General features: G+C 68.9%; 30 protein-coding genes and 1 pseudogene. 14 read left to right on the top strand and 17 right to left on the bottom strand.

Going from position 1 to position 25602, the window contains the following annotated elements:
* The 4 genes from ABT313_RS22345 to ABT313_RS22330 all read right to left on the bottom strand — a co-directional run bounded on the left by ABT313_RS22345 (position 1) and on the right by ABT313_RS22330 (position 3312).
* A complete protein-coding gene (locus tag ABT313_RS22345) occupies positions 1-663 on the bottom strand; it encodes a DNA-3-methyladenine glycosylase family protein (protein WP_350856886.1) in 663 nt (220 codons plus the stop codon).
* Positions 653-1762, bottom strand: coding sequence for a DUF6042 family protein (locus ABT313_RS22340; protein WP_350856884.1), 1110 nt, complete (start codon positions 1760-1762; stop codon positions 653-655). The genes ABT313_RS22345 and ABT313_RS22340 overlap by 11 nt, the downstream gene beginning before the upstream one ends.
* Positions 1763-1936: 174 nt before the next feature.
* Positions 1937-2512 carry a dihydrofolate reductase family protein gene (locus tag ABT313_RS22335; RefSeq protein ID WP_350856881.1) on the bottom strand — a complete coding sequence of 192 codons (576 nt, stop codon included), beginning with the start codon at positions 2510-2512 and terminating at the stop codon, positions 1937-1939.
* Between the two features lie 80 nt (positions 2513-2592).
* Positions 2593-3312 (bottom strand): class I SAM-dependent methyltransferase, encoded by a 720-nt coding sequence (locus ABT313_RS22330; RefSeq protein WP_350856878.1) that lies wholly within the window; start codon positions 3310-3312, stop codon positions 2593-2595.
* 50 nt (positions 3313-3362) lie between these two features.
* On the opposite strand from ABT313_RS22330, the gene ABT313_RS22325 reads away from it, so the two are divergent.
* Positions 3363-3902: an HD domain-containing protein gene (locus ABT313_RS22325; protein WP_350856875.1), complete on the top strand. Its 540-nt coding sequence runs from the start codon at positions 3363-3365 to the stop codon at positions 3900-3902.
* Here ABT313_RS22325 and ABT313_RS22320 read toward each other — a convergent pair.
* Positions 3899-4546, bottom strand: coding sequence for a VOC family protein (locus tag ABT313_RS22320; RefSeq protein ID WP_350856872.1), 648 nt, complete (start codon positions 4544-4546; stop codon positions 3899-3901). The two genes, ABT313_RS22325 and ABT313_RS22320, sit on opposite strands and share 4 nt — an antisense overlap.
* Positions 4547-4722: 176 nt before the next feature.
* Here ABT313_RS22320 and ABT313_RS22315 point away from each other — a divergent pair, with 176 nt between their 5' ends.
* Positions 4723-6111, top strand: a complete 1389-nt coding sequence (locus ABT313_RS22315; protein WP_350856869.1) for an alkaline phosphatase — start codon at positions 4723-4725, stop codon at positions 6109-6111.
* An 83-nt stretch (positions 6112-6194) separates the two neighbouring features.
* Positions 6195-7130, top strand: coding sequence for a helix-turn-helix domain-containing protein (locus tag ABT313_RS22310; RefSeq protein WP_350856866.1), 936 nt, complete (start codon positions 6195-6197; stop codon positions 7128-7130).
* Here the strand turns inward: ABT313_RS22310 and ABT313_RS22305 are convergent.
* Positions 7127-7816: a GAF and ANTAR domain-containing protein gene (locus ABT313_RS22305; RefSeq protein ID WP_350856863.1), complete on the bottom strand. Its 690-nt coding sequence runs from the start codon at positions 7814-7816 to the stop codon at positions 7127-7129. The genes ABT313_RS22310 and ABT313_RS22305 overlap by 4 nt on opposite strands.
* Positions 7817-7986: 170 nt before the next feature.
* Here ABT313_RS22305 and ABT313_RS22300 point away from each other — a divergent pair, with 170 nt between their 5' ends.
* Both ABT313_RS22300 and ABT313_RS22295 read left to right on the top strand, forming a co-directional pair.
* Positions 7987-8643 (top strand): transglycosylase SLT domain-containing protein, encoded by a 657-nt coding sequence (locus ABT313_RS22300; protein WP_350856860.1) that lies wholly within the window; start codon positions 7987-7989, stop codon positions 8641-8643.
* Positions 8644-8654: 11 nt separating this feature from the next.
* The gene (locus tag ABT313_RS22295) at positions 8655-9269 is read left to right on the top strand and encodes a DUF1684 domain-containing protein (protein WP_350856858.1); all 615 of its coding nucleotides are present in this window, start codon (positions 8655-8657) and stop codon (positions 9267-9269) included.
* A 364-nt stretch (positions 9270-9633) separates the two neighbouring features.
* On the opposite strand, the gene ABT313_RS22290 is transcribed toward ABT313_RS22295, so the two are convergent.
* Both ABT313_RS22290 and ABT313_RS22285 read right to left on the bottom strand, forming a co-directional pair.
* Positions 9634-11784: a DEAD/DEAH box helicase gene (locus ABT313_RS22290; RefSeq protein ID WP_350856855.1), complete on the bottom strand. Its 2151-nt coding sequence runs from the start codon at positions 11782-11784 to the stop codon at positions 9634-9636.
* Between the two features lie 238 nt (positions 11785-12022).
* Positions 12023-12514, bottom strand: a complete 492-nt coding sequence (locus tag ABT313_RS22285) for a DUF6328 family protein (protein WP_350856852.1) — start codon at positions 12512-12514, stop codon at positions 12023-12025.
* A 105-nt stretch (positions 12515-12619) separates the two neighbouring features.
* On the opposite strand from ABT313_RS22285, the gene ABT313_RS22280 reads away from it, so the two are divergent.
* From ABT313_RS22280 to ABT313_RS22270, 3 genes and pseudogenes are all read left to right on the top strand, one after another.
* On the top strand, positions 12620-13054 hold the full coding sequence (locus ABT313_RS22280; RefSeq protein ID WP_350856849.1) for an SRPBCC family protein: 435 nt from the start codon (positions 12620-12622) through the stop codon (positions 13052-13054).
* A gap of 57 nt (positions 13055-13111) precedes the next feature.
* A pseudogene (locus ABT313_RS22275) lies at positions 13112-14134 on the top strand (Ppx/GppA family phosphatase).
* Between the two features lie 35 nt (positions 14135-14169).
* Positions 14170-14367, top strand: coding sequence for an ANTAR domain-containing protein (locus ABT313_RS22270; RefSeq protein ID WP_350856846.1), 198 nt, complete (start codon positions 14170-14172; stop codon positions 14365-14367).
* 9 nt (positions 14368-14376) lie between these two features.
* Here the strand turns inward: ABT313_RS22270 and ABT313_RS22265 are convergent, their stop codons facing one another.
* Positions 14377-15072 carry a GAF and ANTAR domain-containing protein gene (locus ABT313_RS22265; RefSeq protein ID WP_502884009.1) on the bottom strand — a complete coding sequence of 232 codons (696 nt, stop codon included), beginning with the start codon at positions 15070-15072 and terminating at the stop codon, positions 14377-14379.
* 49 nt (positions 15073-15121) lie between these two features.
* On the opposite strand from ABT313_RS22265, the gene ABT313_RS22260 reads away from it, so the two are divergent.
* Complete coding sequence (locus tag ABT313_RS22260; RefSeq protein WP_350856841.1) at positions 15122-15553, top strand: hypothetical protein; 432 nt, start codon at positions 15122-15124, stop codon at positions 15551-15553.
* A gap of 260 nt (positions 15554-15813) precedes the next feature.
* Here ABT313_RS22260 and ABT313_RS22255 read toward each other — a convergent pair whose 3' ends face one another.
* The 4 genes from ABT313_RS22255 to ABT313_RS22240 form a co-directional block, all read right to left on the bottom strand.
* Positions 15814-16008 (bottom strand): hypothetical protein, encoded by a 195-nt coding sequence (locus ABT313_RS22255; RefSeq protein WP_350856839.1) that lies wholly within the window; start codon positions 16006-16008, stop codon positions 15814-15816.
* Between the two features lie 70 nt (positions 16009-16078).
* Positions 16079-16954, bottom strand: coding sequence for an NAD(P)-dependent oxidoreductase (locus ABT313_RS22250; RefSeq protein WP_350856835.1), 876 nt, complete (start codon positions 16952-16954; stop codon positions 16079-16081).
* Positions 16955-16964: 10 nt separating this feature from the next.
* Complete coding sequence (locus tag ABT313_RS22245) at positions 16965-17342, bottom strand: VOC family protein (protein ID WP_350856832.1); 378 nt, start codon at positions 17340-17342, stop codon at positions 16965-16967.
* The gene (locus ABT313_RS22240; RefSeq protein WP_350857822.1) at positions 17339-17500 is read right to left on the bottom strand and encodes an ANTAR domain-containing protein; all 162 of its coding nucleotides are present in this window, start codon (positions 17498-17500) and stop codon (positions 17339-17341) included. Before ABT313_RS22240 ends, ABT313_RS22245 begins: the two co-directional genes overlap by 4 nt.
* On the opposite strand from ABT313_RS22240, the gene ABT313_RS22235 reads away from it, so the two are divergent.
* From ABT313_RS22235 to ABT313_RS22225, 3 genes are all read left to right on the top strand, one after another.
* Positions 17447-17719, top strand: coding sequence for a hypothetical protein (locus tag ABT313_RS22235; RefSeq protein WP_350857849.1), 273 nt, complete (start codon positions 17447-17449; stop codon positions 17717-17719). The two genes, ABT313_RS22240 and ABT313_RS22235, sit on opposite strands and share 54 nt — an antisense overlap.
* A gap of 196 nt (positions 17720-17915) precedes the next feature.
* Positions 17916-18239: a plasmid stabilization protein gene (locus ABT313_RS22230; RefSeq protein ID WP_350856829.1), complete on the top strand. Its 324-nt coding sequence runs from the start codon at positions 17916-17918 to the stop codon at positions 18237-18239.
* Positions 18240-18254: 15 nt separating this feature from the next.
* Complete coding sequence (locus ABT313_RS22225; RefSeq protein WP_350856826.1) at positions 18255-20633, top strand: phosphoketolase family protein; 2379 nt, start codon at positions 18255-18257, stop codon at positions 20631-20633.
* Here ABT313_RS22225 and ABT313_RS22220 read toward each other — a convergent pair.
* From ABT313_RS22220 to ABT313_RS22210, 3 genes are read right to left on the bottom strand one after another with little or no spacing between them, the layout of a single operon-like run.
* On the bottom strand, positions 20630-21244 hold the full coding sequence (locus ABT313_RS22220; RefSeq protein ID WP_350856824.1) for a UdgX family uracil-DNA binding protein: 615 nt from the start codon (positions 21242-21244) through the stop codon (positions 20630-20632). The two genes, ABT313_RS22225 and ABT313_RS22220, sit on opposite strands and share 4 nt — an antisense overlap.
* A gap of 28 nt (positions 21245-21272) precedes the next feature.
* Entirely contained in the window at positions 21273-21743 is a 471-nt protein-coding gene (locus ABT313_RS22215; protein WP_350856821.1) for a vitamin K epoxide reductase family protein, read from the bottom strand.
* 2 nt (positions 21744-21745) lie between these two features.
* Positions 21746-22651: a DUF929 family protein gene (locus ABT313_RS22210; RefSeq protein WP_350856818.1), complete on the bottom strand. Its 906-nt coding sequence runs from the start codon at positions 22649-22651 to the stop codon at positions 21746-21748.
* A 237-nt stretch (positions 22652-22888) separates the two neighbouring features.
* On the opposite strand from ABT313_RS22210, the gene ABT313_RS22205 reads away from it, so the two are divergent.
* Positions 22889-23515 (top strand): SAM-dependent methyltransferase, encoded by a 627-nt coding sequence (locus ABT313_RS22205; protein WP_350856815.1) that lies wholly within the window; start codon positions 22889-22891, stop codon positions 23513-23515.
* Here the strand turns inward: ABT313_RS22205 and ABT313_RS22200 are convergent.
* Entirely contained in the window at positions 23490-24614 is a 1125-nt protein-coding gene (locus ABT313_RS22200; protein WP_350857819.1) for an MFS transporter, read from the bottom strand. The two genes, ABT313_RS22205 and ABT313_RS22200, sit on opposite strands and share 26 nt — an antisense overlap.
* 112 nt (positions 24615-24726) lie before the next feature.
* Between ABT313_RS22200 and ABT313_RS22195 the strand changes: the two genes are divergently transcribed.
* On the top strand, positions 24727-25593 hold the full coding sequence (locus ABT313_RS22195; protein WP_350856812.1) for an AurF N-oxygenase family protein: 867 nt from the start codon (positions 24727-24729) through the stop codon (positions 25591-25593).
* Positions 25594-25602 lie beyond the last annotated feature (9 nt).

The following is a 25602-nucleotide window of genomic DNA, read 5'->3' as shown; positions in this document are numbered from 1 at the left end:
TCATGCCTGGTTGCGTCTCTGCTGCTGGACCGCCCGCCAGCGCCACAGGTACATGCCGGCCAGTGTGCGCTGCGGCCGCCACGCCTCGCCGAGCTTCTCGACCTCGGCCGGCTTGGGCAGCTCCGGCAGTTCGTACGCCGCCTCGACGGTCCGCCGGATCTCGAGATCCCCGACCGCGAGCACGTCCGGCCGGAGCAGGTGGAAGATCAGGAAGATCTCCGCCGTCCACCGCCCGATCCCTTTGATCGCGGTGAGCTGGGCTACCACCTCGTCGTCGGGCAGCTCCGGCAGCCGCTCCAGCTCGAGCTCACCCGAGATCACGTGTTCCGCGAGCGACCGCAACGAGGCGGTCTTCGCATGCGACAGTCCCACCGCGGTCCGCAGTGCTTCGGATTCGTCGGCCAGCAGCTCTTCCGGTGTCGGGGTGCGTCCGCCGTACCGCCCGACGATCCGCCGGAAGATCGCCTGAGCGGCGACGTTCGAGATGTTCTGCCCGACGATCGCCCGTACCAGCACGCCGTAGTGCTCGGCCGGCAGATCAGGCACGCCGCTCTCCCGGCTCTCCGACAACGGCACGCCAACGGCCTCGACGACGTCATCAATCACCGCGGCAAGCACCGGATCGGCCTGCCGCAGGTAGTCCTCAGGGGTTTCAGCGGGCATGGCGCCGGGTCCGGACTGTCAGGGACACCTGGTCGCCGGTCCAGTCGATCTGCAGCAGGCCTCGTGATTCGGCGTACTCGAGGGTCGCTCGTACTTCGTCCTCCGACGCGAAGGTCCGTTCGGCCAGGGAGGCGACGGTCTGCTCGGTGCCGCCCCAGAGAGCGACCGACACGATGTCGGCGGCGTAGCCGGTGTACTGCTTGACCGCCCGGGACGCCTTCAGAAAGGTGACAGCCTGCGCCGGGAGCTGAACGACGTCCTCAGCCGAGGGCGGGTGCTCGACTGCTCGGTAGCGCATGCCGTCGAAGCTGATCATGCGGAGTGCGAGGTAGAGCGGCAGGAGTTCGCGGCGCGTGGTCGGCTCGGGTACGCCGACCTGGCCCGCGATCTCAGCGACGCTGGGCCAGTCCGGCCGGGTCCTCGTCCCGTGGCGGAGCGGCTGGTCGAGCCAGTTCGCGCCGCGGTGATGGTCGGCGCCCCAGGCGTCGATCTCGTCGGCGCTCAGACCGTCGGGCTTCCCGGACCACTCGATCACGTTCGCGACCTCGATCTCCTGGTACCCGAGCACGGAACCCCAGCCCGGATCGGCCGCCCACACCGGCGGCCGGGTCCGGCGAATCCATCGCGGCGGCTCCACCGCACCAGCGACCGGCCAGAAATCCAGGTGCCAGACGTCAGTGGGCTGAAGGTCCTCCTCGTCGTCCGGCAGGGGAGTCGGCGGCAAGGGCCGGTGTGCCAGCCTGACGCGGTACAGGCCCGGATCGCCGATCTTCAGGTGCTCCTCGCCGGGGCCGTCCATCAGGTCGCTCAAGGCGACGACACCGGTCGGACTCCGGTACGGCATCTCGACGACGTCTGCCCACGCGTCCGGGCCCTCGTCACTCGGCTGGTCGTCGTGCGCCTGCAGTTGTACGACGCACGGGCCGTCCCCGGCCCCGACGTACAGCCATCCGTTCCCCGACCGCCCGAGCGAGCCGACCGGATGCGCCTCGTTCTCGGACGTCTCCTCGTGGTCCATCCAGTCCCGTACATCCCGCACCACGAGGATGCCCGACTCAGGCATGTAATGCTCGTCCCCACGCCTCCCCAGAACACCCATCCCCGAACCGTAGTACAGCCGTCAGTTCAGAGGATTATTCCGACCGCAGCCCCTGCCTCTGCGCGGGCCGGCTTTCCGGAACATAGCTGCCGGTGAGCGCAAACTTCTTTCCGGAAAGCGGAGATCTCAGCTGGCCGATCCCACGCAGGCCCTCTCAGTTGTTCTCAGTTGTTCTCAGTTGTTCACTGTGTAGACGAGTTTCTGGATGCCGTTGGGGTAGGACGCGCTGTCGGTCAGGGTGAGGGCGAGCTTGTCGCGGTCGGAGTCGCTGAAGAGGCGCTTGCCGGCGCCGAGGAGGACCGGGAAGACGAGCAGGTTGTAGCGGTCGATCAGGCCGGCGTCGGAGAGGTTGCGGTTCAGCGTGGCGCTGCCGTTGACGATGATCGGGCCGCCCTCGGTCTCCTTCAGTGCGGCGACGTCGTCGAGTGAGCGCAGGATCGTGGTCTCGCCCCAGTTCGTCACCAGGTCGCTGTCCTGCAGCGTGGTCGACACGACGTACTTCGGCATCGCGTTGTAGCCGGCGAACTCGACCGTCATACCCGGCCAGACCGGCGCGAACGACTGGTAGCTGACCCGGCCGAGCAGCAACGCGGTCGCCTCGTCCTGCTCGGTGCCCTTGAGCTCGTAGGCGGTCTCGTCGAACGGGATGTCCTTGAACGTCCAGCCCGAGTTCCGGTAGCCCGACTCGCCGCCCGGAGCCTCGACGACACCATCGAGAGAGACGAACGCAGTGGTGATGAGGGTACGCATCTGATGCTCCTTGTTCGGTTGGTTATGCCTGTGCGTCGAGCAGGTCCGGGTGGATGCGACAGGTCATTATGTGACGCGCGTCACTTCGCGGCGATGATCCATGCGGCCGAGTCGAACAGGACGCCGTCGCCGGTGTCGTGCGCGGCCAGCACCGCGCGCAGAGCCGCCTCCGCACGCTCGGCCGCCGTCGCGTCGAGCTCTGCGAGAAGCGCCTGCGGCTCCCGGAGCCGGAGGACGTTCGCGTACGCCGCCTCGACGTCCGCGCCGTAGTAGAGCGGTTCATGGACCGCGGTCAAGGTCGCATCCGCGAATCCGGTCGACATCAGGAGGTCGCGGGTCACGTCCTCCGAACCGAGCGTGAACGCCGACTCGTCGCGGTACGTCCCGCCGATGGCTTCCGGGATCACCCGGGCCCACTCGTTCTCGGACCGCGACTGCCAGACCAGCGCCGCCAGCCGGCCGCCCGGCCGCAGCGCACGCCGCAGATTGGTGAACGCGCCGACAAGATCGTCGAAGAACATCACGCCGAACCGGCTGATGATCAGGTCGAACGACTCGAAGTCGTACGTCGCCGCGTCCGCCAGCAGGTAGGTCACATTCGGCAACGGCTGACGGCGAGCCTGTTCCAGCATGCGCTCCGAAACGTCGACACCGAGGACCTCTGCTGCATCGGCCGCGGCATCCCGCGTGGTCTGCCCGCCACCGCAACCGACGTCGAGCACCCGATCCCCGGCGCGTACGCCGCACGCCGCACGGAACAGCGGGCGATAGAACCGCATCTCCGCGTCGTAGTCGAACATTGCCCAAGGCTAAGGGCGGCCGTTCACCTGGGCTGCCTACGCTCCACGGCATGTCGATCAGAACCGTCGATGACCTGATGATCCTGCTCGCCGACTGCGAGGACGCGTGGGACATGCCCGACCGCAGCGGCGATCCGGTCGACATCCTCGACCACGACCGCCAATGTGCCGAGCTGCTGCGCCGCGACTTCCCGGACGACGAGGAGCTGCAGGTCGCCGGACTCGTGCACGACATCGGGCACCTGCTACGTCCGGGCGACGACGCAGGTCACGGCCGGAACGGCGCTGACGCAGTACGGCGTCTGCTGGGGGAGCGGGTCGCGCGGCTCGTGGAGCTCCACGTGGTCGCCAAGCGCTACTTGGTGGCGACGGACCCGGTTCACGCGGAGCGGCTGTCCGCGTCGAGTCGCCGTACGTTGGTCGCCCAGGGCGGCGCGATGTCGGACGAGGAGGCCCGCGCGTTCCGAGACGATCCCGAGTTCGCCGCTGCGTTGGCGTTGCGGCGGGCCGACGATGCCGGGAAGGTCGTCGGGCTCGAGGTCGCGCCGCTCGAGTCCTGGCGAGTGGTCGTCGAGCGGGTCGCGCGCTAGGCAGCGGGCAGGAACACCACGCGGTTGCCGTCCGGGTCCTGCGCGTCGGCGCCGGGCTCTGCGGCGGCGAGGCCGAGGTGGTCGATGGACGACGCGGCGTCAGGCACGAGCCTGACCGCGTCGGCGCCGATCCGGAACGTGTCGTCGGCGACGCGTTCCATGCCGAGATGGGCGCCGTAGAACTCGATCGCCGCGTCGAGGTCGGGCGCGGCCAGGGCGACGTACGACAGACCCTGCACCGGGCCCGCGGTGATCGGCGGGACGCGGAACTCCTCCGAGCGCTGCAGCAGCTCGACGCGGACGCCGTTCGGATCGGACAGGAAGGCGAGCCGGCCCTGCCCGCTGCCGGCGACCCGCGGCGACGAGATCTCGCCGTACCCGAGCGCCATCAGCCGGGCGTAGTCGCCGTCGAGATCATCGGTCATGAAGCCGACGTGATTCAGCCCGTACGTCGCCTCCGGGTCCGGCTCCTCCCGGTGCAGCAGCTCGACCAGACCGGTGGCGACCTGGATATGCACCCGATGAACGCGTGCCGTGGACATGAACAACCGGTCGACCACGGCCGCGCCAAGACCGTCGTAGAACGACAGGCTCGCGTCGAGATCCTGCACCGGGCCGCCGACGTGGTTCAGCTCGTAGATCACCCGACCACTCTAGCAAGCGCTTTCCGGTCGTGTCGCCACTCAGTGTCTTCTCAGTTTCACGCCACGTGGCGTCACCTGACGGCCACGTCCTGGTCACCTCACGTCCGGCGGCGGCCCCTAGGTTCCAGCTGTCTGACCTACGAGAAAGGCCCGGAATGATCAGGAAAAAGGCGTTTGTGGCTGCCTTCGCAGCGGCCTCGGTGATTGCCGCCGCGGGGATGGCCTCGGCCGCCGCCAGCGGGGCGTTCGACACTGCCCGCGGCGACGGCTCGGCCGCCGAGTTGGCGTCGCACCAGCCCCAGCGCGGGCCGAAGAACGTGATCTTCTTCCTCGGTGACGGAATGGGTACCCAGGAGATCACCGCGGCGCGCTACTACCAGGGCGTCCAGAACAAGCTCAACGTCGACCGGGCCCGCTACACCGGCTTCGACACGACCTGGTCGGTGAAGCCGGCCGCCAAGCCGCCGTACAAGCCGGACTACGACCCCGACTCGGCCTCCACCGGCTCGAGCTGGGCGACGGGCAAGAAGACCATCGACGAGCGGATCTCGCAGGGTCCGAGCAGCGCCGACAACGTCCCCGGCACGAACTACCAGACCGTCCTCGAGCTCGCGCAGAAGCGCGGCCTGAAGGTCGGCAACGTCTCCACCGCGGAGATCACCGACGCCACGCCGGCCGTGCTCGCCTCGCACATGTCGCTGCGCGGCTGCCAGGGCCCGGCCGACATGGCCGCCTGCCCGAAGGAGACCAAGGCGGCCGGCGGTCTCGGCTCGATCGCGGAGCAGGAGGTCGACCACAAGATCGACGTACTGCTCGGCGGCGGTCGCGCCCGCTTCGAGCAGACGGTCACCGGCGGTCCGTACGCCGGGAAGACGGTCGTCGACCAGGCCAAGGCCAAGGGTATCGAGTACGTCACCGATGCTGCCGGGCTGAAGGCCGCCAAGGGCAACAAGCCGGTGCTGGGCCTGTTCAACAGCAGCAACATGTCGCTGGAGTGGAGCGGCCCGACCGCTTCCCTCGGCAAGGGCAACGCGGCGCAGTCCTGCAAGGAGAACCAGCGGCCGTCGAACGAGCCGAGCCTGTCGGACATGACGTCGAAGGCGATCAGCCTGCTGGAGAACAAGAAGGGCTTCTTCCTGCAGGTCGAGGGCGCCTCGATCGACAAGCAGGACCACGCCACCAACGCCTGCGGCCAGATCGGTGAGACGGTCAACTTCGACAAGGCGATCGGCGTCGCGCTGAACTACCAGAAGACGCACCCGGACACGCTGGTCGTCGTCACCGCCGACCACGCGCACACCAGCCAGATCGTCGGCGAGGACGCCTCCGGCTCGGGTCTGCCGACCGGCTGGTCGACCAACCTGACCACCAAGGACGGCCAGACGCTGACCCTGACCTACGGCACCGCCGGCTTCGGCGGCGACGGCAAGGCCCCGGTGGCCGTACCGCCGAGCCAGCAGCACACCGGCGCGGTCGTCCCGGTCTGGGCCAACGGCCCGGGCGCCGAGGCGGTTCTCGGCACCAACGACCACACCCACCTGTTCGACGTCCTCCAGGGCAAGTAACACCTGTTTGAAACAAACGCGTGGCCTCCGGACGGAGGCCACGCGTTTGTGTGAAGGACCGGGTCGGAGGGCACCATGAGCCGATGGAATCGATGCACTTCGAGAGCCGGGACCTTGCCAGGACGGAGGAGTTCCTCAACAAGGCCTACACCAAGATGCAGATCGGCGGCCGGACGACGGAGGTCCGGACGCGGATCTCCCGGACGGCTGCCGACTCGATCAGCGTCGACCGGCTCGAGATGGGCTTCGAGCTGAGCTACGACGCCAACCCGCTCGAGAAGATCTGCCTGTGCGAGGTGTCGTCCGGCACCATTACCGACCACGCCACCGACGGCTGGACGGACGAGTTCCGGCCCGGGGACCTGGTCTCGCTGGCGCCGCCGGACCGCCCGTACGCCGGCCGGATCCGGCGGGCGACGTACACGATCACGATGTTCGACCCGGCGCTGCTGACCCGGGTCGCGGGCGCGGGCCGCAAGGATGATTCGCCGGTCCGGCTGCTGTCCCACCGGCCGTACTCGCGTCCGGCGGCGCGCCAGCTCTCCAGGACGATCGCCTACCTGAGTGAGCAACTGTCCAACCCCGCCGTCCAGGCGTCGCCGTTGGTGCGGGCGTCCGTCGCGCAGTTGCTCGCCTCGAGCGTTCTTGCCGCCTTCCCGAACACTGCGGCGGCCGAGCGGGCCGGCGCCGACCCGCGGCCCAGCACGGTCCGGCGGGCGCTGGCGTTCATGGAGTCGAACCTCGACCAGGCCATCACGATCGCCGACATCGCGGCCGCGGCCGGTGTCACCGTCCGGGCTGTGCAGACGGCGTTCCAGCGGCACGTCGGCGCGACGCCGCTCGCCGAGCTCCGCCGGCTCCGGCTGGCCGAGGTCCGTTCGGAGCTGCTGGCCGCGGATCCCGCGGAGCGCACGGTCGCCGAAGTCGCGGTTCGCTGGGGCTTCCATCATCACGGCCGGATGGCGGCGGCGTACCTCGAGCAGTACGGCGAACTGCCGAGCACCACACTCTCCCGCTAGGGCAGCTTGCGGGTGTCGATCAGCTGCTGGGCGACATCACGCAGCTTGGTGTTGGTGTCCTGCGAATAGCGCTTCAGTACGGCGAACGCGCGGTCGCCGTCGATGTCGAAGCGTTCCATCAGGATGCCCATCGCCTGACCGACGAGCTTGCGGGCGTCGATCGCCTGCGCCATCGTCTCCTCGTGCCGCGCGGACGCCAGCGCGACCGACGCGTGCCGGGCGAGGATGTGCGCGACCGCCTGGTCATCGGCCGCGAACGCGTCCGGCTCCGGGCTGTACAGCCCCAGCACCCCGACCGTCCTGCTGGTGGCCAGCGGTACGTCGAGGACGCTGCGGACCCCGAGTGTCGCGACCTTCGCGGCCCACTCCGGCCAGCGATCGTCCGCGAGCGTGTCCCGGATCAGGACCTGCCGCCGCTCCCGCATCGCGGTCACCAGCGGACCGGTCTGGTGGCCGAGCTGGAGGTCGTAGACCTCGGCGACGACCGGGTCGGTGACCGCCGCGATCTCCGGTCGCGACCCGCGGGCGGTCAGCGCGACACCGGCGTACGTGCAGCTGAGCGCCTGCAGGGCGAACTGGACGACGGCGTCGACGGTCTCCTCGACTCCGGTGGCGTCGTGCAACTCGACCGCAAGATGGGCGAACGCCGAGGCGGCGCTCCCCTCGGCCGGGTCGATCAGCGTCATCTCCCTTGTCCTCTGCTGAAACGGCAGAGGGTGGCCCCCCTCCGGACCACCCGGCTGCCGTGGACACATCATGCGGCTGTTCTGCCCGCCTCGATGCCGATCTGCACGAGTTGATGCGAAAGTTGCGTTCCTTGGACAGCCCGGCTTCGCCGTACGGCTAAGTTGGAGGCGTGCAGGTGGCGAAACGCTGGTCATGGGTGGCGGTCGGGGTCCTGCTGGCGGGGGTCTGGGCGGCGTGCTCGGACAACGACCCGAAGCCCGCTGCCGCGCCGAAGACCCAGCCGACGGCCACGAAACCTCAGCCGACGCCGACCGCGACTGCGACCAAGCCGTGGTACGACGACTACGACCCGGCCCGCTTCGCTACCGAGGTACGCCGCTACGCCAAGCAGGCCGGGATCAACCCACAGTTGCTGATGGCAATCTTGTACAACGAGGACTACAAGCCGCACGACCCGAAGTTCGAGCGGCAGTGGGCCGAGGTCGACTCGGACCCGGCGTTCGGGATCGCCAACATGCACAAGCCGGCGTTCGACGAGACCAAACGCGGCCGCGACTTCGCCAAGCGGAAGTGGGAGGAGCTGCCGGACAACCCCGCGCTCGCGATCGAGGCCGCCGCCTGGCATCTGCACGACCTGGCCAAGCGCCTGCCGAGCAAGCGCGCGGACCTCTACACCAAGGACGAATTGCTTGCCCTCGGCTACAACGCCGGTGGCGGCAACATGCGGATCTTCGCCCGCGGCCGCAAGGCCGGCCCGCAGGCCCAGTCCTACCTGGACCGTCTGCACGGCAACTGGGCCAAGTCCGCCGAAGCACTCAAGAGCTGACAGGAGACATCGTGGAATTCGCAAGCCCCGCATTGGCTGTCGCCGATTGGCGCCGGCGCGTGTTTGCGCTCTACCAGTCCGTCCGCGCCGAAAGCGATCCGGCCGCGGGACACGCTGTGTGGCAGGCCGGGCGGGACGACCTGCTCATGAACCACCCCGCGTCACCGGTGCCGGAGGACCAGCGCGCGGCGTACGGCGGAGCGCGGGTGGGGGAGTACCGCCCGGAGTTGCGGTTCGACGCGGTGATCGACACGGATGTGAAACCGGATCGATGGGAGTTCGAGTCGGCCACCGACGGCGTCATCCCGTTCTCGCTGATCGGCGTACTGCACCTGCCGGCGGTCGGGGACCTGGACGTGTGGTGGCTCGAGTCGTACGGCGGCGGCATCTTCGTTCCGCTGAAGGACGCGCTCGCCGGCAGGTCGACGTACGGCGGGGGCCGCTACCTGATCGACACCGTCAAAGGTGCCGACCTGGGCGGGGACCTGAGCGCCGGGCGGCTCGTCGTCGACCTGAACTTCGCCTACAACCCGTCCTGCGCCTACAGCCCCGAATGGACCTGCCCCCTCGCCCCGGCAACCAACAAGCTCGACGTCGAGCTCCCGGTAGGCGAACTGTCCGGCTAAGACCAAAGAAACAAGAGAAATACAAAAGCCAGGAAAGAAAGGAAAGAAGAAGGATATGGAATAGTTGCTGGCTCAGGCGACCGACCGAGGGCTTGTCAGGAACTCTGCAGAAAAGAACAGCTCTGGGGTGGTGGCTCGCTTCGGTGACCGGCGGACACACTGGTCGGCCCGGGTTCGCACAGACGAACCGCGCCCGCTTGCCGAGTCGTGGAGAATGGTTCGGAAAATCTGCCGTGATCCACGACTCGGCGTTCGGGGTCGGAACCGTTTGCCACGACTCGGTGGGGGTTGAGGACGACGCACACGAACCTCCAGCCGACCGCCGAAGGCAGCCACCACCCTTGATCTCTTCTTTCCTTGGGTCCTAGGCAGCGGCCTCGAGGGCCTGGGTGAGGAGGGCGGCGAGGGCCTCGAGCTGGAAGTCGGCGGAGGCGCCTACCTCCTCGTCGGAGCCGTCCAGCGCCTTGGCGGCCAGGCCGGCCTTGGCGTCGATCAGGTCGGCGATGCGGGTGTCGATCGTCTGCGCGGCGATGATCCGCCAGGCGGTGACCGGCTCGTCCTGGCCGATCCGGTGCACCCGGTCGATGGCCTGCGTCTGCTCGGCGTTGGTCCAGGACAGCTCGGCGAGGACGACGTTCGAGGCGACCTGAAGGTTCAGGCCGACGCCCGCGGTCAGCAGGGAGCAGACCGCGATCGACACCTCGGGGTCCTTCACGAACGCGTCGATGTTCTTCTGCCGGGTCCGTGCCGTCTGGTCGCCGCGGATCGACGAGAACTGGATGCCGCGCTCGGCGAACAGCTCCTCGGCGGCGTCCATCACCTCGATGTGCCGGGCGAAGAACACCACCTTGCCGACGTTCTGCGCCAGCTGGGCCGCGTAGTCCGCGGCCAGGCCGGCCTTGGCCTGACCGATCCGGCGGAACAGGCTGAACACGTTCTCGCCGGTCTTCTTGGTCGCCATCTCGGCCCGCTCCCAGCCGGCCACCTGGCGGACCAGGTCGTGGTCGATACCGTCCACGACGATGCCGGAACGGCGGGTCTCGAGTGCGGTGTTGTACCGCGCGACGAGGCGGTCGGCGAGCTCCCGCTCGGCGGCCCGGATCGAGCGGCCGACGGCGCCGTCCAGCTCGACCGGCAGGTCGGCGATCCGGCGGGCCGGGATGTCCGCGGCCACGTCCACCTTGCGGCGGCGGACGATGCCCATGTCGATCACGCTCGCCCGCGCGGCGGCGGAGAAGCCCGGGTCGGCCGGGGTCAGGTCGGTGTCGTCGAGCTTCTCCATCAGCTCGGCGCGCGGAGCCTTCTCGTCGACCCAGCCGAGGTACTCCCAGATCGCGGTGAAGTCCTCGATCGAGTTGATCAGCGGCGTACCGGTCAGGGCCATCAGCAGCGGGCGGACCGTGCGGGTGCGGATCCGGTTCGAGAGCTCGAGCACGTTGCGTGACCGCTGCGACTTCTTGTTCTTGATGAAGTGCGCCTCGTCGACCACCATGCCGCGGAAGCCGAGGTCGCCGAGCCAGCCGACGTGCCGGTCGAGAACCTCGTAGTTCACCACGACGATGTCCGCGAAGCCGTCGATCGTGTCACCGTCGCCGTGGATGACGGTCGGCGTACGGCGCGGGGTCCACAGGTTCGCCTCGCGCGCCCAGTTCGTCTTCACGACGTTCGGGACGACGGCGAGCAGCGGGTAGGCCTCGGCTGCCTGGGCGGCCAGCAGGGCCTGGGCGGTCTTGCCGAGACCCGGCTCGTCGGCCAGCAGGAAGGTCCGGTGCCCGGCTGCGGCGGCGGCGATCACCCCGGCCTGGTGCGGCATCAGCTCGAGACCGCGCAGGCGCAGTGCGTCGATGCCGCCGGACAGCTGGAGCGAGGTCGGGTCGGGCAGCTTCATGCTGGCCGAGGCGCCGGCGTGCTCGAACGATCTCAGCAGCGGGCCGATCAGCTCCCAGCCGGCCAGCCGGCTGGCACGCACGGGGCGCGCGGGCGCGTTGGAGAAGTCCGGGGCCAGGAACGGGTTGGCGAGCTGGCGGGACACCACTGCCTGCGGCACCACCCGGCGGGTCTGGGTATCCGGGGGAGTGACCGGCTGGACCGGCTCCGGCTCCTCCGGGAGCTCCATTCCGGCGTCCTCGAGCATCTGCCGCTTGAGGGCGGCCGCAGCCTCCGAGATCACCGCGTCCTCGGCCAGCAGACCCAGGAGCGTCGGGTCCAGCGCGGCGGTCTTCGCCAGGATCGTCGCGATGCCGTCGAGCCGCCGGAGCTGCTCGGTGCGGTACGCCTCGGTGGCGGACTCCGCGCCGTTCACCCGGGACCGCTCCTCGCGGACCAGCAGGGCGACGACCTGGAACTTCGTCCGGGTCGACGGCTTGCTCGCGCCGCGGGTGACCGCGCCCTCGACCTCGCGCACCGCCTGCGCGAGGACCTGGATCAGACCGTCTGACTCACCGTCGCGGACACGACGCCGTCGACGGGGAGCGGAACGGGTAGCGCCGGGCTGGCGCTGACCTCGTCGGGCCAACTTTCCTCCTGTGTCATGCCACGGCCGGGCCGTGGCGGAACGCCAGACCGCGCCAGGACCCGAACCGCCGGCGAGACGCCACGCAGTGACATGCAGTGGGCCGCCCAGAAGGTCCCCCAGGAACACGGCTCAGAATTCACCGCTCCTGAATGCGCGATCGAGAGTCCACTCTACCCTCTGTCAGCACCAACGACCGCTATTGGGCCCCACCCGATCCGTAATCGAGCCCGCGTTTGCCTCAGGCCCGAATGTCGGAGCGGGATCTGATGTACGCCGGGAGCGCGAGCCAGAAGGTGGCGAACCAGAGGAGGACGGCGGCGACGACGGCGATGGCGGCCGGGCGGGGGAGGACGACGTCCAGCGCGATCAGGACGCCGCCGCAGATGGCGGCGACCAGGAACACCATGCCGCCGCGGGCGAGGCGGTCGGTGATCGTGACGAGGCTGTCGCGCATGCCCTTGCGGTAGAGGAACCGGTGGAAGGCGACCGGTGCGAGGAGGAGCGCGACGGCCAGGGCCGCGGCGATCAGGGTTGCGGCGTACACCGCGTGGGTGAAGCCGTCCGTGGTGTGGAACTGGTTCTGGAACGCGATTCCGAGCAGGAACGCGAACAGGATCTGCGTACCGGTCTGGACGAGGCGTAGCTCCTGCAGCAGCTCGTTCCAGTGCCGGTCGAGCCGCTCTCCGGTGCCCTCACCGTCACGGTTGTAGGTCAGCTCGTCGCGGTTCATGGTGCCCAGCCTTCCGTCGTACCCGTCCTCGCAGTACCCGGGAGGAGCGCGGGCGACACGCTTCGGACGGCGTGGCGGAGGGCTGGATCGGGTACCGGACGGTATGTGAGCAAGAACGAGTGCCTGATCGAGGCGAGCGTCGAGGACGTGTTCGCCGTACTGACCGACGGATGGTCGTACGCCGCCTGGGTGGTCGGGGCGTCCAGGATCCGTGATGTCGAGCCACCGTGGCCGGAGCCAGGCGGCCGGATCCACCACTCGGTGGGGGCGTGGCCGTTCCTGCTGGACGACATGACCACGGTGCTCGAGTACGAGCCGGACCGCCGTCTCCTCCTACAGCTCCGCATCTGGCCTGCCGGCCACGGCGAGGTCGAGTTCGTCGCAACCGAGACTCCGACCGGTTGCCTGCTGACGATGACCGAGCGAGCAACCAGCGGCCCGATCTCCTTGCTTCCGAGCCACGTCGCCGACCTGATGCTCCACCCACGAAACGCCGAAGCCCTCCACCGCCTGAAACTCCTGGCAGAGAAGCGCTCCTGACGTCAGGAACGAAATGCTCCCCCTTAGCCGGGGTTTTGGGACGGGCACAGCAACAGGGTGAGAATCGGCGTTTTGGATGTTGGATCGAACTCGGCGCAGCTGCAGGTTGTTGAAGCGTCGCCTGGGGCGCCGCCGCTTCCGACACACGCTGTGAAGCAGGCAACGCTGCTGGGTGAGGCCATCGAGCCGGACGGCTCGATCTCGCCGGAGGGCGCCGATCGGGTGATCGCCGCCGTACGTGAGGCAGTGGCCGCGGCTCGGACCCTGCAGGTCGACCGATTGTTCGCGTTCGCGACCTCCGCCGTACGGGATGCCACCAACCGTGACGAGATCGCCTACCGGCTGCGCGAGGAAGCAGGCATCCAGCCGAAGTTCCTGACGGGGGAGGACGAGGCGCGGCTGACCTACCTGGCGGTACGGCGCTGGTACGGCTGGTCGGCGGGACGGCTGCTGGTGCTCGACATCGGTGGCGGGTCGATGGAGATCGCCCTCGGCCGCGACGCCCAGCCCGATCTGGCGGTGTCGCTCCCACTCGGCGCCGGACGGCTCACGAGAGCCTTTCTTCCGGACGATCCGCCGACCAAGCGGCAGCTGCGCGAGTTGCGGCAGCATGCGAGGTCGACCTTGCGTGAGGTGTCCGACCGGCTCCGGTGGGAGGGCGATCCGAAGCGCGTCATCGCGAGTTCGAAGACGTTCAAGTAGCTGGCCCGGTTGGCGGGTGCTCCGCCGCAGCGCACCGGCCCGTTCGTACGTCGTCATCTGCGCCGGTCGGAGGTCGCGGGGTGGATTCCGCGGCTGGCCGCCGTACCGACGTCCGAGCGTGCCCGGTTCCGTGGGATCTCCGAGGCCCGCGCCCGGCAGATCCTCGCCGGCGCCATCGTCGCGCACGCGGTCATGACGACGCTCGACATCAGGTCGCTGGACGTCTCGCCGTGGGCCTTGCGCGAGGGCATCATCCTGCATCACCTGGAGACCGTGATGCACCAGGAGCAACCGCTCAGTCTGGACTCCCTCCAACCGATAGAGGTCCTCGAGACCCCGCCGGCCAATGTGACCGCGATACCCCTCAAGTCCCCGTGACGTGCAATTCACCGACGAATGGGTACTGGCCCGCCATGGATGACATGGGTCCGCCGCGCCCAGGGGTCAACGTCGGCCGGGACTCGATCGATCTTGCCCAAGGCATCCTGATGGAGCGCTACCACCTCGGCTCCCGCGCAGCCTCCGCGATGCTGCGCGCGCACGCGGATGCCCGCCGCCTGCCGGTGAGCGAAATCGCCCATTGGCTGGTCGCTACCCGGCTCCTGCTCTGACCGCTGCTGTCAGTGGGGTAGCTTCCGGGTCTCGATGAGCTGTGCGGCGACGTCGCGGAGCTTGGTGTTCGTGGTCTGAGAGTAGCGGCGCAGGACCTCGAAGGCGCGGTCGTCGTCGAGACCGTAGCGCTCCATCAGGATGCCCATCGCCTGGCCGACCAGTTTGCGGGCGTCGACGGCCTGCGCGAGGTTGTCCTCGTGCCGGGCGCTGGCGACGGCTACCGAAGCGTGCCGCGCGAGGATGTGCGCGATCGCTTCTTCGTCGGGACCGAACGCATCCGGGTCAGCGCTGTACAGCCCCAGCACGCCGACTGTGCCGCCGGCGGTGCTCAGCGGCATGTCCAGGACGCTCCGCACGCCGAGCTCGCGGACCTTGGCGGCCCACACCGGCCACCGGTCGTCCAGGACCGTGTCGCGGACCCGGGTGATCGAATGCTCGCGCATCGAGACGGTCAGCGGCCCGCTCCCGCCGTCGACCTGCAGGGCGTAGATCTCGGCCACCAACGGGTCGGTGGTCGCCGGAATCTCCAGCCGCTCGCCGCCGACGATCAGTGCGACGCCGGCATGGGAACAGTTGAGCGCCTGTACGGCGAACTCGACGACGGCCTGGACGGTCTCTTCCACACCGCCGGAGTCGTGCAGATCGAGCGCGAGCTGCGCGAACCGCTCCGCCCCGTTGCCACCTGCCAGATCGATCATGCCCATAGCGTCAAGGTAGCTTGACGTGACCCCATCGTCAAGTTATCTTGACGCCATGGTGAGCGACACGACGAAGCCGTCGGAGTCGGCGGATGGCAGAAGCCTGGAAGAGTTGCTCGACGTACTGCGAGTCAGTGATCAGCGGGAGTTCTATGAGCGCGGGATCGAGCGGCAGCAGGAAGCGGGCCATCCGGTGGCGGTTCTGGTGAAGGCGCTGGGGGAGTTGCCGGGCGTCTCCGGCTTGGAGGCGTTGCGGGCGAGCCGGCGCGTGGTCGAGCTGCTCACCGGGGCCCGGTGGCACATGATGCGTCAAGCCCGCGAGGAAGGCTCCAGCTGGAGCCAGGTCGGTGCGGCCCTGGGCATGAGCAAGCAGGCGGCGTACGACTTCTATCGTCGCAAGCTCGACCAGCAGGACGCGTCGCCCGACCCGGGCATCTCCAGCTCGCCACGCTCACGAGCCGCCCAGGGCGAGAACCCCAGCGACTAAGCACTCGACCAGACGGCGCCGCCTCCGTGCGCCTGCGTTGGCACCGCCTCCGCGCGCCGTGCTGGCGCCGCCTGCGCGCGGTGCGCCGGCGCTGGAGATCGTCCGGTCTTGGATGTCGTGGGCTTCGCGCCGGGCCCAACCCCGGGTGCCAGGACGAGACCCGGCTTTCGAGCTTGGCTGCACTCGGCCTGGCCTTGTGCTGCCCAGCGCGAAGCGCTTCGTACGCCGACCGCCGCGCCACCGGCCGGCTTGTCCGCCGCTCAGGCCGAGGCGGGGGTGCGCCGCCCTTTCCCCGGCGTACGGCGAGGTTGCGGCTGCGGGGTCTGCTCGTCGATGTCCACCGGCCGAGGTTCAGGACAGACGACAGCCTGGCGAACCGGGCCCCCGCCGAGGCGCCGGTACTTCCACCTCTGCTCCTCGTAGTCGTAGTACGTGTCGACACCGCCGACGGTCATGCTCGCCCTCCCACCCCGTTGCGCGCTCAGGTGAGCACGAGTGCCTACCGGTTCCCAACCATCGCCGTACTCAAACCTCATCCAGCGGGTCGCTCCAGAGGTGCTCGAGGTGGGTGATCGCCAACAGCTCCCCGTCGATCGGACCGAAGCGGCTCAAGGCGTCACGGTGCACGGAGCCCACCAGGGCGGCGAGGCCGGCCGGCACGTGGTGCAGGCGGGCGAATTCTTCGATGGAATCGAGTTCCTCGACGATGCGATCCAGACCGAACGTCGCCAGCTGATCGCCCGCGAGCATCCGCGGTAGGACGTCCTCGAGGAAGGCTGACGCAGCAGGCCCCTCAAGCAGGATCTGCCGGAGCCGTGAGGGATCGAGGCCTCCGCTCCGACCAAGCATGAGAACCTCGCCCACGGCGACGACCTGACTGAACCACAGCAGGTTGACCAGCAGCTTGGTCAAGTAGCCGCTGCCGTGCGGGCCGGTGTAGTGCACCTTCCCGGCAAAGGCTCGCACGATCGGCTCGAGCCGTTCGAAGGTCGCGACTTCTCCCGCGGCGTACACAGTCAGCTCACCGCTCGCGGCCGCATCGGGCCCGCCGCCTACGGGAGTCTCCAGGTAATCGATGCGATCGTCGGCCGCGGCCACCGCGAGCTCTGCCCCAAGAGCAGGGGAGGCGCTGGTCAGATCGAGCCAGCTGGAGCCACGCCTGAGACGGCTGAGCAGCCCGTGGTCCCCGAGCATCTCCGCACGAAGCTCCGGACTCCCGGGCAGAACGGTCACAAGCAAGTCAGTCTCTGCCCGCGGTTCACCCCACGCCGCACCAAACGCTCGGACCTGAGACTCAACCTCGGGTCGTACGTCGTGAACACGGATGGCATGCCCGTGGGCAACGAGCTGCCGAGCCACCGCCAGCCCAATCCGCCCGGCCCCGACCAGTGCGATCTCCATGACCGCATTGTCAGTGACCAGGCAGGAACAAGCAGAGCAGGTGGCCGTGGGGGTCGCGCATGACCCGGACGCCGTCGGGCTGCGGTTGGTGTGACTCGACGGTTGCGCCCAGTTGGACGGCGCGCTCGACCTCTCGGTCGAGGTCGTCGACCTGGATGTCCAGGTGGGCCTGCATCTGCTGAACGCCCGGTGCTTGCGGCCAGACCGGAGGAACGTGGTCGGGCTCGAGCTGGAAACTCAGACCTGGCCGCTCTTGCTCCGGCGCACGCAACCGCACCCAGCCCGGCTCGCGGGTCACCTCGACCCAGCCCAGCAGCTCCCGATAGAAGTCGGCCAGCGCCGGCGGATCCGGCGTACCGAGAACTGTGGCAGCGAGGCTTGTGGTCATGTGTTGGGCCTCTCTGGGGTGGGTGGTGGTTGCGACTGGGGGAGGTTGCCGGTTTCGATGACGTGGAGGGCTACTGCGCGGAGGCGTTGGTTGTTGGTTTGGGAATGGCGTTGGAGCGCGGCGAAGGCGCGGACGGCGTCGAGGCCGTAGCGTTCCATCAGGCGGCCGGCGGCCTGGCCGACTTCCTTGCGGGAGTCGATGGCTTGGTGCAGGGACGCCTCCACCTGGGCCGAGGCGATCGCGATCGACGCGTGCAGGGCGAGCAGGCGCGCTGCGTCGCGATCTGCAGCTGGTCCGCGACGGTGATCAACTGGTCGGTCGCAGCCACGGTCCGCGCCTGTTTGCGATGCAGCAACAGCACCGAGGCATGGTCGTAGTGCAGCGCTTCAACCGCAAACTCCAACACCCCTTCCTCCGTGGCCGGCACGCCGCTCTGGTTGTGCAAAATTCCCGAAGTCACCGGCTTGGTCGTTCATCGTCTCCTCCTCGAGTTCCGGTTGCCGGGCGGGCGGCGGTCAAAACCCGGTGAATGGCTCCGGGTACTGGCGGGATCGGGTGAAAGGAGCAACGACCATGCCTGCTGGATCCAGTCCGAAGCGAGAGCGGCAGTACGAGCACATCAAGGCCGGTCTGAAGAAGCGCGGCCGCAGTGAGGATACCGCCGAGGAGATCGCGGCGCGGACGGTGAACAAGGAGCGCGCCCGGTCCGGTGAGGCGAAGGAGGCGAGTCGTACGTCGACGCACGACATCTCGTCCAGCCGGCGCGGTGGGCTTCGGTCGCACAGCGGCTCCCAGGGTCGCACCAAGGAGCAGCTCTACAATGAGGCGAAGCAGAAGAACGTCAAGGGTCGCTCGAAGATGACAAAGGCCGAGCTCGCGAAGGCGGTCGGCCGGTAGCTGGGGGAATCACCCGTGCAGCAGACCGACACCAAGCCACTCACCGACGACGAACTGCAAGGCATCGACGCCTACTGGCGGGCGGCGAACTACCTGTCCGTCGGGCAGATCTATCTCCTCGCCAACCCGCTGTTGCGGGAGCCGCTCCGGCCGGAGCACATCAAGCCCCGGCTGCTCGGCCACTGGGGTACGACGCCCGGGCTCAACCTGATCTACGCGCACTTCAACCGCGTCATCAGGCAGCGGGATCGCGAGGTCCTGTTCGTCACCGGACCAGGCCACGGCGGTCCGGCGCTCGTCGCGAACACCTGGCTCGAGGGCAGCTGGACAGCGGAGTACCCGAACACCACGCAGGACGAGGTCGGCATGGGCCGGCTGTTCAAGCAGTTCTCGTTCCCCGGCGGCGTCCCGAGCCACGTCGCCGCCGACGTCCCGGGCTCGATCAACGAGGGCGGCGAGCTCGGCTACTCGCTCAGCCACGCGTACGGCGCTGCCGCGGACAACCCCGAGCTCGTCGTGGCCTGCGTCGTCGGTGACGGTGAGGCCGAGACCGGTCCGCTCGCGGCGTCCTGGCACTCGAACAAGTTCCTCGACCCGGTGCGCGACGGCGCCGTCCTGCCGATCCTGCACCTGAACGGGTACAAGATCGCGAACCCGGCGGTGCTCGCGCGGATCGGCGACGACGAACTGACCGCGCTGATGCAGGGATACGGGTACGAGCCGTACCTGGTCGAAGGCTCCGAGCCGGCCGAGGTGCACCAGGCGCTGGCCGCGACGCTGGACAGGTGCATGGACCGGATCGACGAGATCCAGCGCGAAGCACGCTCCGTGCCTGCGGGATCCGACCAGCCTCCGCGCCCGGCGTGGCCGATGATCGTGTTCCGTACGCCGAAGGGCTGGACGGGTCCGCAGATCGTCGACGGCGAGCCGGTCGAGAACACCTGGCGGGCGCATCAGGTCCCGCTGTCCGGCGTACGCACCAATGACGACCATCTCCGCCAGCTGGAATCGTGGATGCGCAGCTACCGGCCGGAGGAGCTGTTCGACGACCACGGCCGACCGGTCGCGGCACTCGTCGAGCTCGCGCCCGGTCCGGAGCTGAGGATGGGCTCGAACCCGCACGCCAACGGTGGCGTGCTGAGCCGCGATCTCGAGCTCCCGGCGGTGGACGAGTACGCCGTACCGGTGAAGATCCCGGGTGCGGAGGACGGCGAGCCGACCAAGGTGTTCGGCGCGTTCCTGCGGGATGCCTTCCGCCTCAACAGCAACAACCTGCGGCTGTTCGGCCCCGACGAGACCGAGTCGAACCGGTTGAGCGCGGTGTACGAGGCGACCGGCAAGCAGTGGCAGGCCGACCTGCTCGACACCGACAACCACCTCGCGCGCGAGGGCCGGGTGCTGGAGATCCTCAGCGAGCACACCTGCCAGGGCTGGCTGGAGGGTTACCTGCTGACCGGCCGGCACGGGCTGTTCTCGTCGTACGAAGCGTTCGTCCACATCGTCGACTCGATGGTGAACCAGCACGCGAAGTGGCTGAAGACGATCAACCGGCTGGAGTGGCGCCGGCCGATCCCGTCGCTGAACTACCTGCTCACCTCGCATGTCTGGCGGCAGGACCACAACGGCTTCTCGCATCAGGACCCGGGCTTCATCGACCATGTGGTGAACAAGAAGGCCGAGGTCGTCCGCGTCTATCTGCCGCCGGACACCAACACGCTGCTGTCGACGATGGACCACTGCCTGCGGACCCGCAACTACATAAATGTTGTTGTCGCAGGCAAGCAACCGCAGCCCAACTGGCTCGACTGGGACGAGGCCGCGCTGCACTGTGCGCGCGGCGCCGGCGTGTGGGAGTTCGCCAGCAACGACGAGGGCGAGCCGGATGTCGTGATGGCCTGCGCCGGCGACGTACCGACGATGGAGACGCTCGCCGCGGTCGACCTGCTCCGCGAACACCTGCCCGAGCTGCGGATCCGGGTTGTGAACATCGTCGACCTGATGCGGTTGCAGTCCGAGGGCGAGCATCCGCACGGGCTGCCGGACGCCGAGTTCGACGCGCTGTTCACGACGGACAAGCCGGTGATCTTCGCGTACCACGGCTATCCCTGGCTGATCCACCGGCTCACGTACCGCCGGCGCGGGCACGACAACCTGCACGTCCGCGGCTACCTCGAGGAGGGTACGACGACCACGCCGTTCGACATGGTCGTCCGCAACAACCTCGACCGCTACCACCTCGCGATGGACGTCATCGACCGGGTGCCGTCGCTCGGCAGCCGGGCGGTGTCGACGCGGCAGTACTTCGCCGATCAGCGCGCCCGCCACCACGCGTACGTCACGACATACGGCGAGGACCTGCCGGAGGTGAGGGACTGGCGCTGGACCCCGCGCTAGTCGAGCAGCGCCAGCGCGGCGCGGAGGTCGTCGACGAACAGACCGAGATCGCGCGTGAAGTCCTGCGAGCGAACCACGGCGGAGGGGTGGACGGTCGCGACGGCGGTGCCGCCGTCGGGGAGCTCGACCTTCTCGCCGCGGTGCTGCGTCACCTTGAAACTCGGGCCCAGCAACGACCGTGCGGCGACAGCTCCCATCACCACGACCAGCTCGGGCTTCACGATCTCGAGCTCACGTGCGAGCCACGGGTGGCAGGCGGTGATCTGGCCGGCGGACGGCGTCTTGTGGATCCGCCGCTTGCCCTCGCGTTCGAACCGGAAGTGCTTGACCGCGTTGGTCAGGTAGATGTCCGACCGGTCGATGCCCGCCTCTTCCAGTGCCCGGTCGAGCAAGCGCCCGGCCGGACCGACGAAGACGTGTCCTTCCTTGTCCTCGTGATCGCCGGGCGTCTCGCCGACGAACATCATCCGGGACCGGACCGGCCCTTCACCCGCGACGGCCCGCTCGGCGTCCTCCCACAGCTCACACCCACGGCAGTCCCCGAGCGTGGCGCGGACCTTCCGCATCCCGCCGTCACGCGGCACCCACTTCTCAGCCCCGGCAGCTTGCATAGCCCACCTGTACCCGGGACCCACTAATTCATGACGCCGGCGGGATGAGGGCCGCCCGGATGATGACGAGCGCGAAGAGGATCAGCGTGAGGCCGTGGACCACCGTGCACCACAAGCAGATCGCGTTGATCTGGAACAGCTCGGCCCAGATCAGGTAGCAGACGAACACCACCCCGACGAGTACGGCGGCCAGCCGCAGCCGGGCCGGCCACGGCGACGACGTACGCCACAGCGGCGGCACCGACAACGCCGTCATGCCGACGAAGAAGCCGAGGCCGAGCAGCGCGACCGGGATGCCGAACACCTTCGAGTACTGACTGCTGGTGACCTTCGCGCAGTTCACCACGCCGGTGTCCGGGCACGCGAGCGTCGTACCCGCCGTGAAGTGTTCGTAGGTCAGGTAGCCGGCGACCGCCAGGCCGGCGATCGACACCACCAACGTGGCCCATGGGATCCAGCCCAGTGACGTCTGGGCGGACCGCTGTGCTGTGTCGCTCACGGTCAGCTGCCGCTGCCGAGCTTCGACGCCGCGGCGGTGACGGCGGAGCTGTTGCACACGTTGGCCGGCTGGTTGTTGGTGATCTTGCAGATCGCCGCCGTGTACACGTTGGCCGACGCGATGACGGCCTTGGAGATGTCGTTGTTCGGGTCCTTCAGCGCGTCCGCGACCTGCGACTGGGTCTTGCCGGCCAGCAACTGCGGGCTGTACGTCGCCCCGGATGAGACGAATTTCCCGCCGATGTCGATGAACGGGATCGAGCCCTCGCTGGAGACGTACGGCGGCTTGTTGTAGGTCTCGAACGTCTTCTCGTCATCGGCGGCCGGGGTGTCGAGCGGCTTGTAGCCGTTGCCCTCCTGCTCGTTCGTCGTCGTCTCGACGCCGGTGAACGCCAGGTACTGACTCGTGAACGTCGCGCCGTGGAACGACAGCGTCGGCGTGTTCGGGAACTCGTCGGCGGACGCGGAGTGCGTCGTACCGAGGTTGCTGAAGGTGCCGAACCGGGACAGCGCGACCGTCACCGGCCAGCGCTCCGCGGCGCAGAACGGGCAGAACTCGGCGCCGATGTAGAGCACCTTCGGCTTGCCGTTCGCGGTCAGCGCCGGCGCGGTGATCGCGGACGGCGTCGCCTTCACACCCTCGGTGCCGACGGTAGAGAACGTCGACTCCGGGATCGAGGAGAGTGCGGTGATGAGGGCGGCGTCGGCGGCGCCGGACGGACCGGTCGCCGTCTTCTTGCCGCCGCCGACCAGCCGGATCGCCACCAGCCCGCCGACGATCACGATGACCAGGACGACCGCACCTACCGCGAGCAGAAGGCGCCGCCGGCGCTCCGCCGCCTGCTGGGCGGCGAGCTGCGCTGCGATCCGCTCCCGGGCCGCAGCCTTCTGTTCGACACGCCTTGCCATGACTCTCCTCTGATCGTGCACGGGCTCCGGAAAGACAACTATCCATAGATCCCGGAAGTTCCTGTCCTTCTGTCACCGCGAGATTACAGATTGCCAGAGCTACGGCAGATACGAGGTCAGGGGTCCCGGGCGTCAGGCCGGCATCGGAGCGAGCGGCAACGTGCTGGTCCGGCCGTACCAGTAAAGCCCCATCGCCAAGCAGACCGGCTGTCGGCGGTGCCGTCTAGGGTTCCCGCCATGGATTGGAAGACGTGGCACGAGCGGTACGACGACCCCGAGTCCGAGCTGTCCCGCCGCCTGGAGGCGGTGAAGGAGCAGGTCCGCGCCGCCCTCGACCGCGCACCCGCCGGTCCGCTGCCGGTGGTGAGCCTGTGCGCCGGTCAAGGCAGGGATCTGCTCGAGGTGCTGACGGACCATCCGCGACGGGCGGACGTGCAGGCGAGACTCGTCGAGCTGGATCCCGTCCTGGCCGCGTCTGCTCGGGAGCGCGCCGCGGACTTCGGCCAGGTGGAGGTCGTCACCGGCGACGCATCGCTGACCGATCAGTATGTCGGCCTCGTGCCGGCGGAGCTCGTGCTGCTGTGCGGGATCTTCGGCAACATCACCGCCGACGACATCAGGCGGACCGTCGACGCGAGTCCACAGCTGTGCCGTACCGGCGGAACGGTGATCTGGACCCGCCATCGCGATGACCCGGATCTGGTCCCGTCGATCTGCGACTGGTTCGAGGCGCGGGGCTTCGAACGCGTGTGGCTGTCCGATCGCGACGCCGGCTTCGGCGTGGGCGTGCACCGCCATACCGGCGTGCCCGAGCCCTTGATCACCGGGCAGAGCCTGTTCAGCTTCGTTTCGGGCGGAGTATGACGAGACCGACGAGAAGCAGTGCGGCGAGCGTGAGGTAGCCGGCGTCCAGTACGGTGATGGTCGCGACCGCGGCGACCAGGAGCGGGCCGCCCGCGTCACCGAGCTCGCGACCGAGCTCGGCCGTGCCCATGGTCTGCCCGAGCCGCTCGGGCGGGGTGCTCGCGGCCAGCGCGGCGAACCCGAGCGGCGTGATCACACCTGTGCCCGCACCGATCAATGCGGCCGCGATCAGCAGGAACGCCACGCCGGACAGCGCGGCACAGCCGAAGCCGAGCGCTGCCAGACCGAGGCCGACCGTGATCCCGGTCCGTGTCGTGAGCCGCCCGGCGTCGAGCGCGCGGCCGGTCCGGGGCTGCACGATCGCAGCCGTTGCTGCCAGCAACGAAACGGCTGCTCCGGTGGCAATCGTCCCGAGCCCGTCAGAGGCACCCGTGACCGGCAGGAACCCGACGCCGACCGACAATGCCGCCGTCGCAGCAGCCAGCGCCGTGGTCGGACGGAGAAACGCCGGATCCGTGATCCGCCGGGCGAGATCGACGACCGTCTGCCGCGTCCGCGGCAACGGGGGTACGACGGGCACGGCGACCAGCGCCCACACCGCCACGGCCGCCGCGAGCACCGTCATCACGCCGAACAGGAGCCGGAACCCGCCCAGCCACACCAATCCGCCTCCGAGCAGCGGTCCGGCGGTGTACCCGATGCTCTTGTAGAACCCGTAGCTCCCGAAGGCCCGGCCGTGCTTGCTCGCCGGGTTCAAGCGTGCGACCAGCGTCGAGGCCGCCGGCGAGAACGCCGAGGCGGCCGCCCCTTGGCCCAGCCGCGCCACCCACAGCCAGCCGGGGCTGTCGACCAGCACATAGGTGCCTGAGGCAACAGCGAACCCGGCCAGACCGAGCAGCAGCACCGGCCGCGCTCCGATCCGGTCGGCGATCGTCCCGAACACCGGCTTCAGCAGCACCTCGGCACCGTCGTACAACGCCAGCAGGACACCGAGCGTGAGCAGCGAGGTGACGGCATCGGCCGACGACCCGCCGAGATTCGCCGCCACGGCGTGGGCACCGAAGGCGGTCGTAAACCCGGCCGCGTAGAGCGGCCACATCCGCGTCACAAAGCCAGAGCGTATCCGCAGGGACGGCTTGCCGGATGGTGGGACAGCGGTTATGTTACATAGACGATGTCATATCGGTCAGATCGCATCGGAGGTGTGCGGGATGGATGAGACCGCTCAGCGGCTGCTCGGGTCGGCGACCCGGTTGTCCCGGGACCCGGAGACGGAGATCGACTGGGACGCGCCGATCGGCGACGGCTACGGGATGTCGCCGGAGTGGAGCACGCTCTACGGCACGCCGTACTGGGACGAGCTGACCGAGGCCCAGCAGCGGGAGCTGACCCGGCACGAGTCCGCCTCGGTGGCGACCACCGGGATCTGGTTCGAGCTGATCCTGCAGCAGCTGGTCCTGCGGGACGTCTACGACATGCCGGCCTGGAGCGCCGAGTTCCAGTGGGCGCTGACCGAGATCGCCGACGAGTGCAGGCACTCGATCATGTTCGCCCGGGCGACCGAGCGGATCGTGGAGCCGGCGTACCGGCCGAGGTGGCTGGCGCGTGAGCTCGGGCGGATGTTCAAGACGGTCGCGACGGGCGAGTCGGCGTACGCCGCGATCCTGGTGGCCGAAGAGGTCCTGGACGTGATGCAGCGGGACTGGATGCGGGACCGGCGGGTCGAGCCGTTGGTGCGGACGGTCAACCACATCCATGTGGTGGAGGAATCGCGGCACATGGTGTTCGCCCGCGAGGAGACCCGGGAGCGGCTGGCCGGGCCCGGGCGCGGACGGCGCTGGGTGAGTGCGCTGGTGATCGCGATCGCGGCCGACATGATCGTGTCGAGCATGGTCGGTCCGGCGGTCTATGCGAACGTCGGGCTGGACGTGGACCGGGCGGTCCGCGAGGCGCGGCGGAACGAGCATCACCGGTCGTTGCTGCGGACGAGCTGTGCGAACCTGATGGACTTCCTCGGGTCGCTCGGGCTGCTGACGCCGGCCGCGTCCCGGGTGTATCGGCGGACCGGGCTGCTGTGAGCGCGCCGG

Source organism: Kribbella sp. NPDC000426, assembly GCF_040300265.1.
GTDB lineage: Bacteria > Actinomycetota > Actinomycetes > Propionibacteriales > Kribbellaceae > Kribbella.
This window is presented reverse-complemented; position numbering and strand designations above follow the sequence as displayed.

Coding starts and splice junctions, on each gene's coding strand:
- ABT313_RS22345 (WP_350856886.1), bottom strand. CDS start 663: ATGCCCGCTGAAACCCCTGAGGACTACCTGCGGCAGGCCGATCCGGTG.
- ABT313_RS22340 (WP_350856884.1), bottom strand. CDS start 1,762: ATGGGTGTTCTGGGGAGGCGTGGGGACGAGCATTACATGCCTGAGTCG.
- ABT313_RS22335 (WP_350856881.1), bottom strand. CDS start 2,512: ATGCGTACCCTCATCACCACTGCGTTCGTCTCTCTCGATGGTGTCGTC.
- ABT313_RS22330 (WP_350856878.1), bottom strand. CDS start 3,312: ATGTTCGACTACGACGCGGAGATGCGGTTCTATCGCCCGCTGTTCCGT.
- ABT313_RS22325 (WP_350856875.1), top strand. CDS start 3,363: ATGTCGATCAGAACCGTCGATGACCTGATGATCCTGCTCGCCGACTGC.
- ABT313_RS22310 (WP_350856866.1), top strand. CDS start 6,195: ATGGAATCGATGCACTTCGAGAGCCGGGACCTTGCCAGGACGGAGGAG.
- ABT313_RS22305 (WP_350856863.1), bottom strand. CDS start 7,816: ATGACGCTGATCGACCCGGCCGAGGGGAGCGCCGCCTCGGCGTTCGCC.
- ABT313_RS22285 (WP_350856852.1), bottom strand. CDS start 12,514: ATGAACCGCGACGAGCTGACCTACAACCGTGACGGTGAGGGCACCGGA.
- ABT313_RS22270 (WP_350856846.1), top strand. CDS start 14,170: ATGGATGACATGGGTCCGCCGCGCCCAGGGGTCAACGTCGGCCGGGAC.
- ABT313_RS22265 (WP_502884009.1), bottom strand. CDS start 15,072: ATGGGCATGATCGATCTGGCAGGTGGCAACGGGGCGGAGCGGTTCGCG.
- ABT313_RS22260 (WP_350856841.1), top strand. CDS start 15,122: ATGGTGAGCGACACGACGAAGCCGTCGGAGTCGGCGGATGGCAGAAGC.
- ABT313_RS22255 (WP_350856839.1), bottom strand. CDS start 16,008: ATGACCGTCGGCGGTGTCGACACGTACTACGACTACGAGGAGCAGAGG.
- ABT313_RS22250 (WP_350856835.1), bottom strand. CDS start 16,954: ATGGAGATCGCACTGGTCGGGGCCGGGCGGATTGGGCTGGCGGTGGCT.
- ABT313_RS22245 (WP_350856832.1), bottom strand. CDS start 17,342: ATGACCACAAGCCTCGCTGCCACAGTTCTCGGTACGCCGGATCCGCCG.
- ABT313_RS22235 (WP_350857849.1), top strand. CDS start 17,447: ATGGCGTTGGAGCGCGGCGAAGGCGCGGACGGCGTCGAGGCCGTAGCG.
- ABT313_RS22240 (WP_350857822.1), bottom strand. CDS start 17,500: ATGGAACGCTACGGCCTCGACGCCGTCCGCGCCTTCGCCGCGCTCCAA.
- ABT313_RS22230 (WP_350856829.1), top strand. CDS start 17,916: ATGCCTGCTGGATCCAGTCCGAAGCGAGAGCGGCAGTACGAGCACATC.
- ABT313_RS22220 (WP_350856824.1), bottom strand. CDS start 21,244: ATGCAAGCTGCCGGGGCTGAGAAGTGGGTGCCGCGTGACGGCGGGATG.
- ABT313_RS22210 (WP_350856818.1), bottom strand. CDS start 22,651: ATGGCAAGGCGTGTCGAACAGAAGGCTGCGGCCCGGGAGCGGATCGCA.
- ABT313_RS22205 (WP_350856815.1), top strand. CDS start 22,889: ATGGATTGGAAGACGTGGCACGAGCGGTACGACGACCCCGAGTCCGAG.
- ABT313_RS22200 (WP_350857819.1), bottom strand. CDS start 24,614: ATGTGGCCGCTCTACGCGGCCGGGTTTACGACCGCCTTCGGTGCCCAC.
- ABT313_RS22195 (WP_350856812.1), top strand. CDS start 24,727: ATGGATGAGACCGCTCAGCGGCTGCTCGGGTCGGCGACCCGGTTGTCC.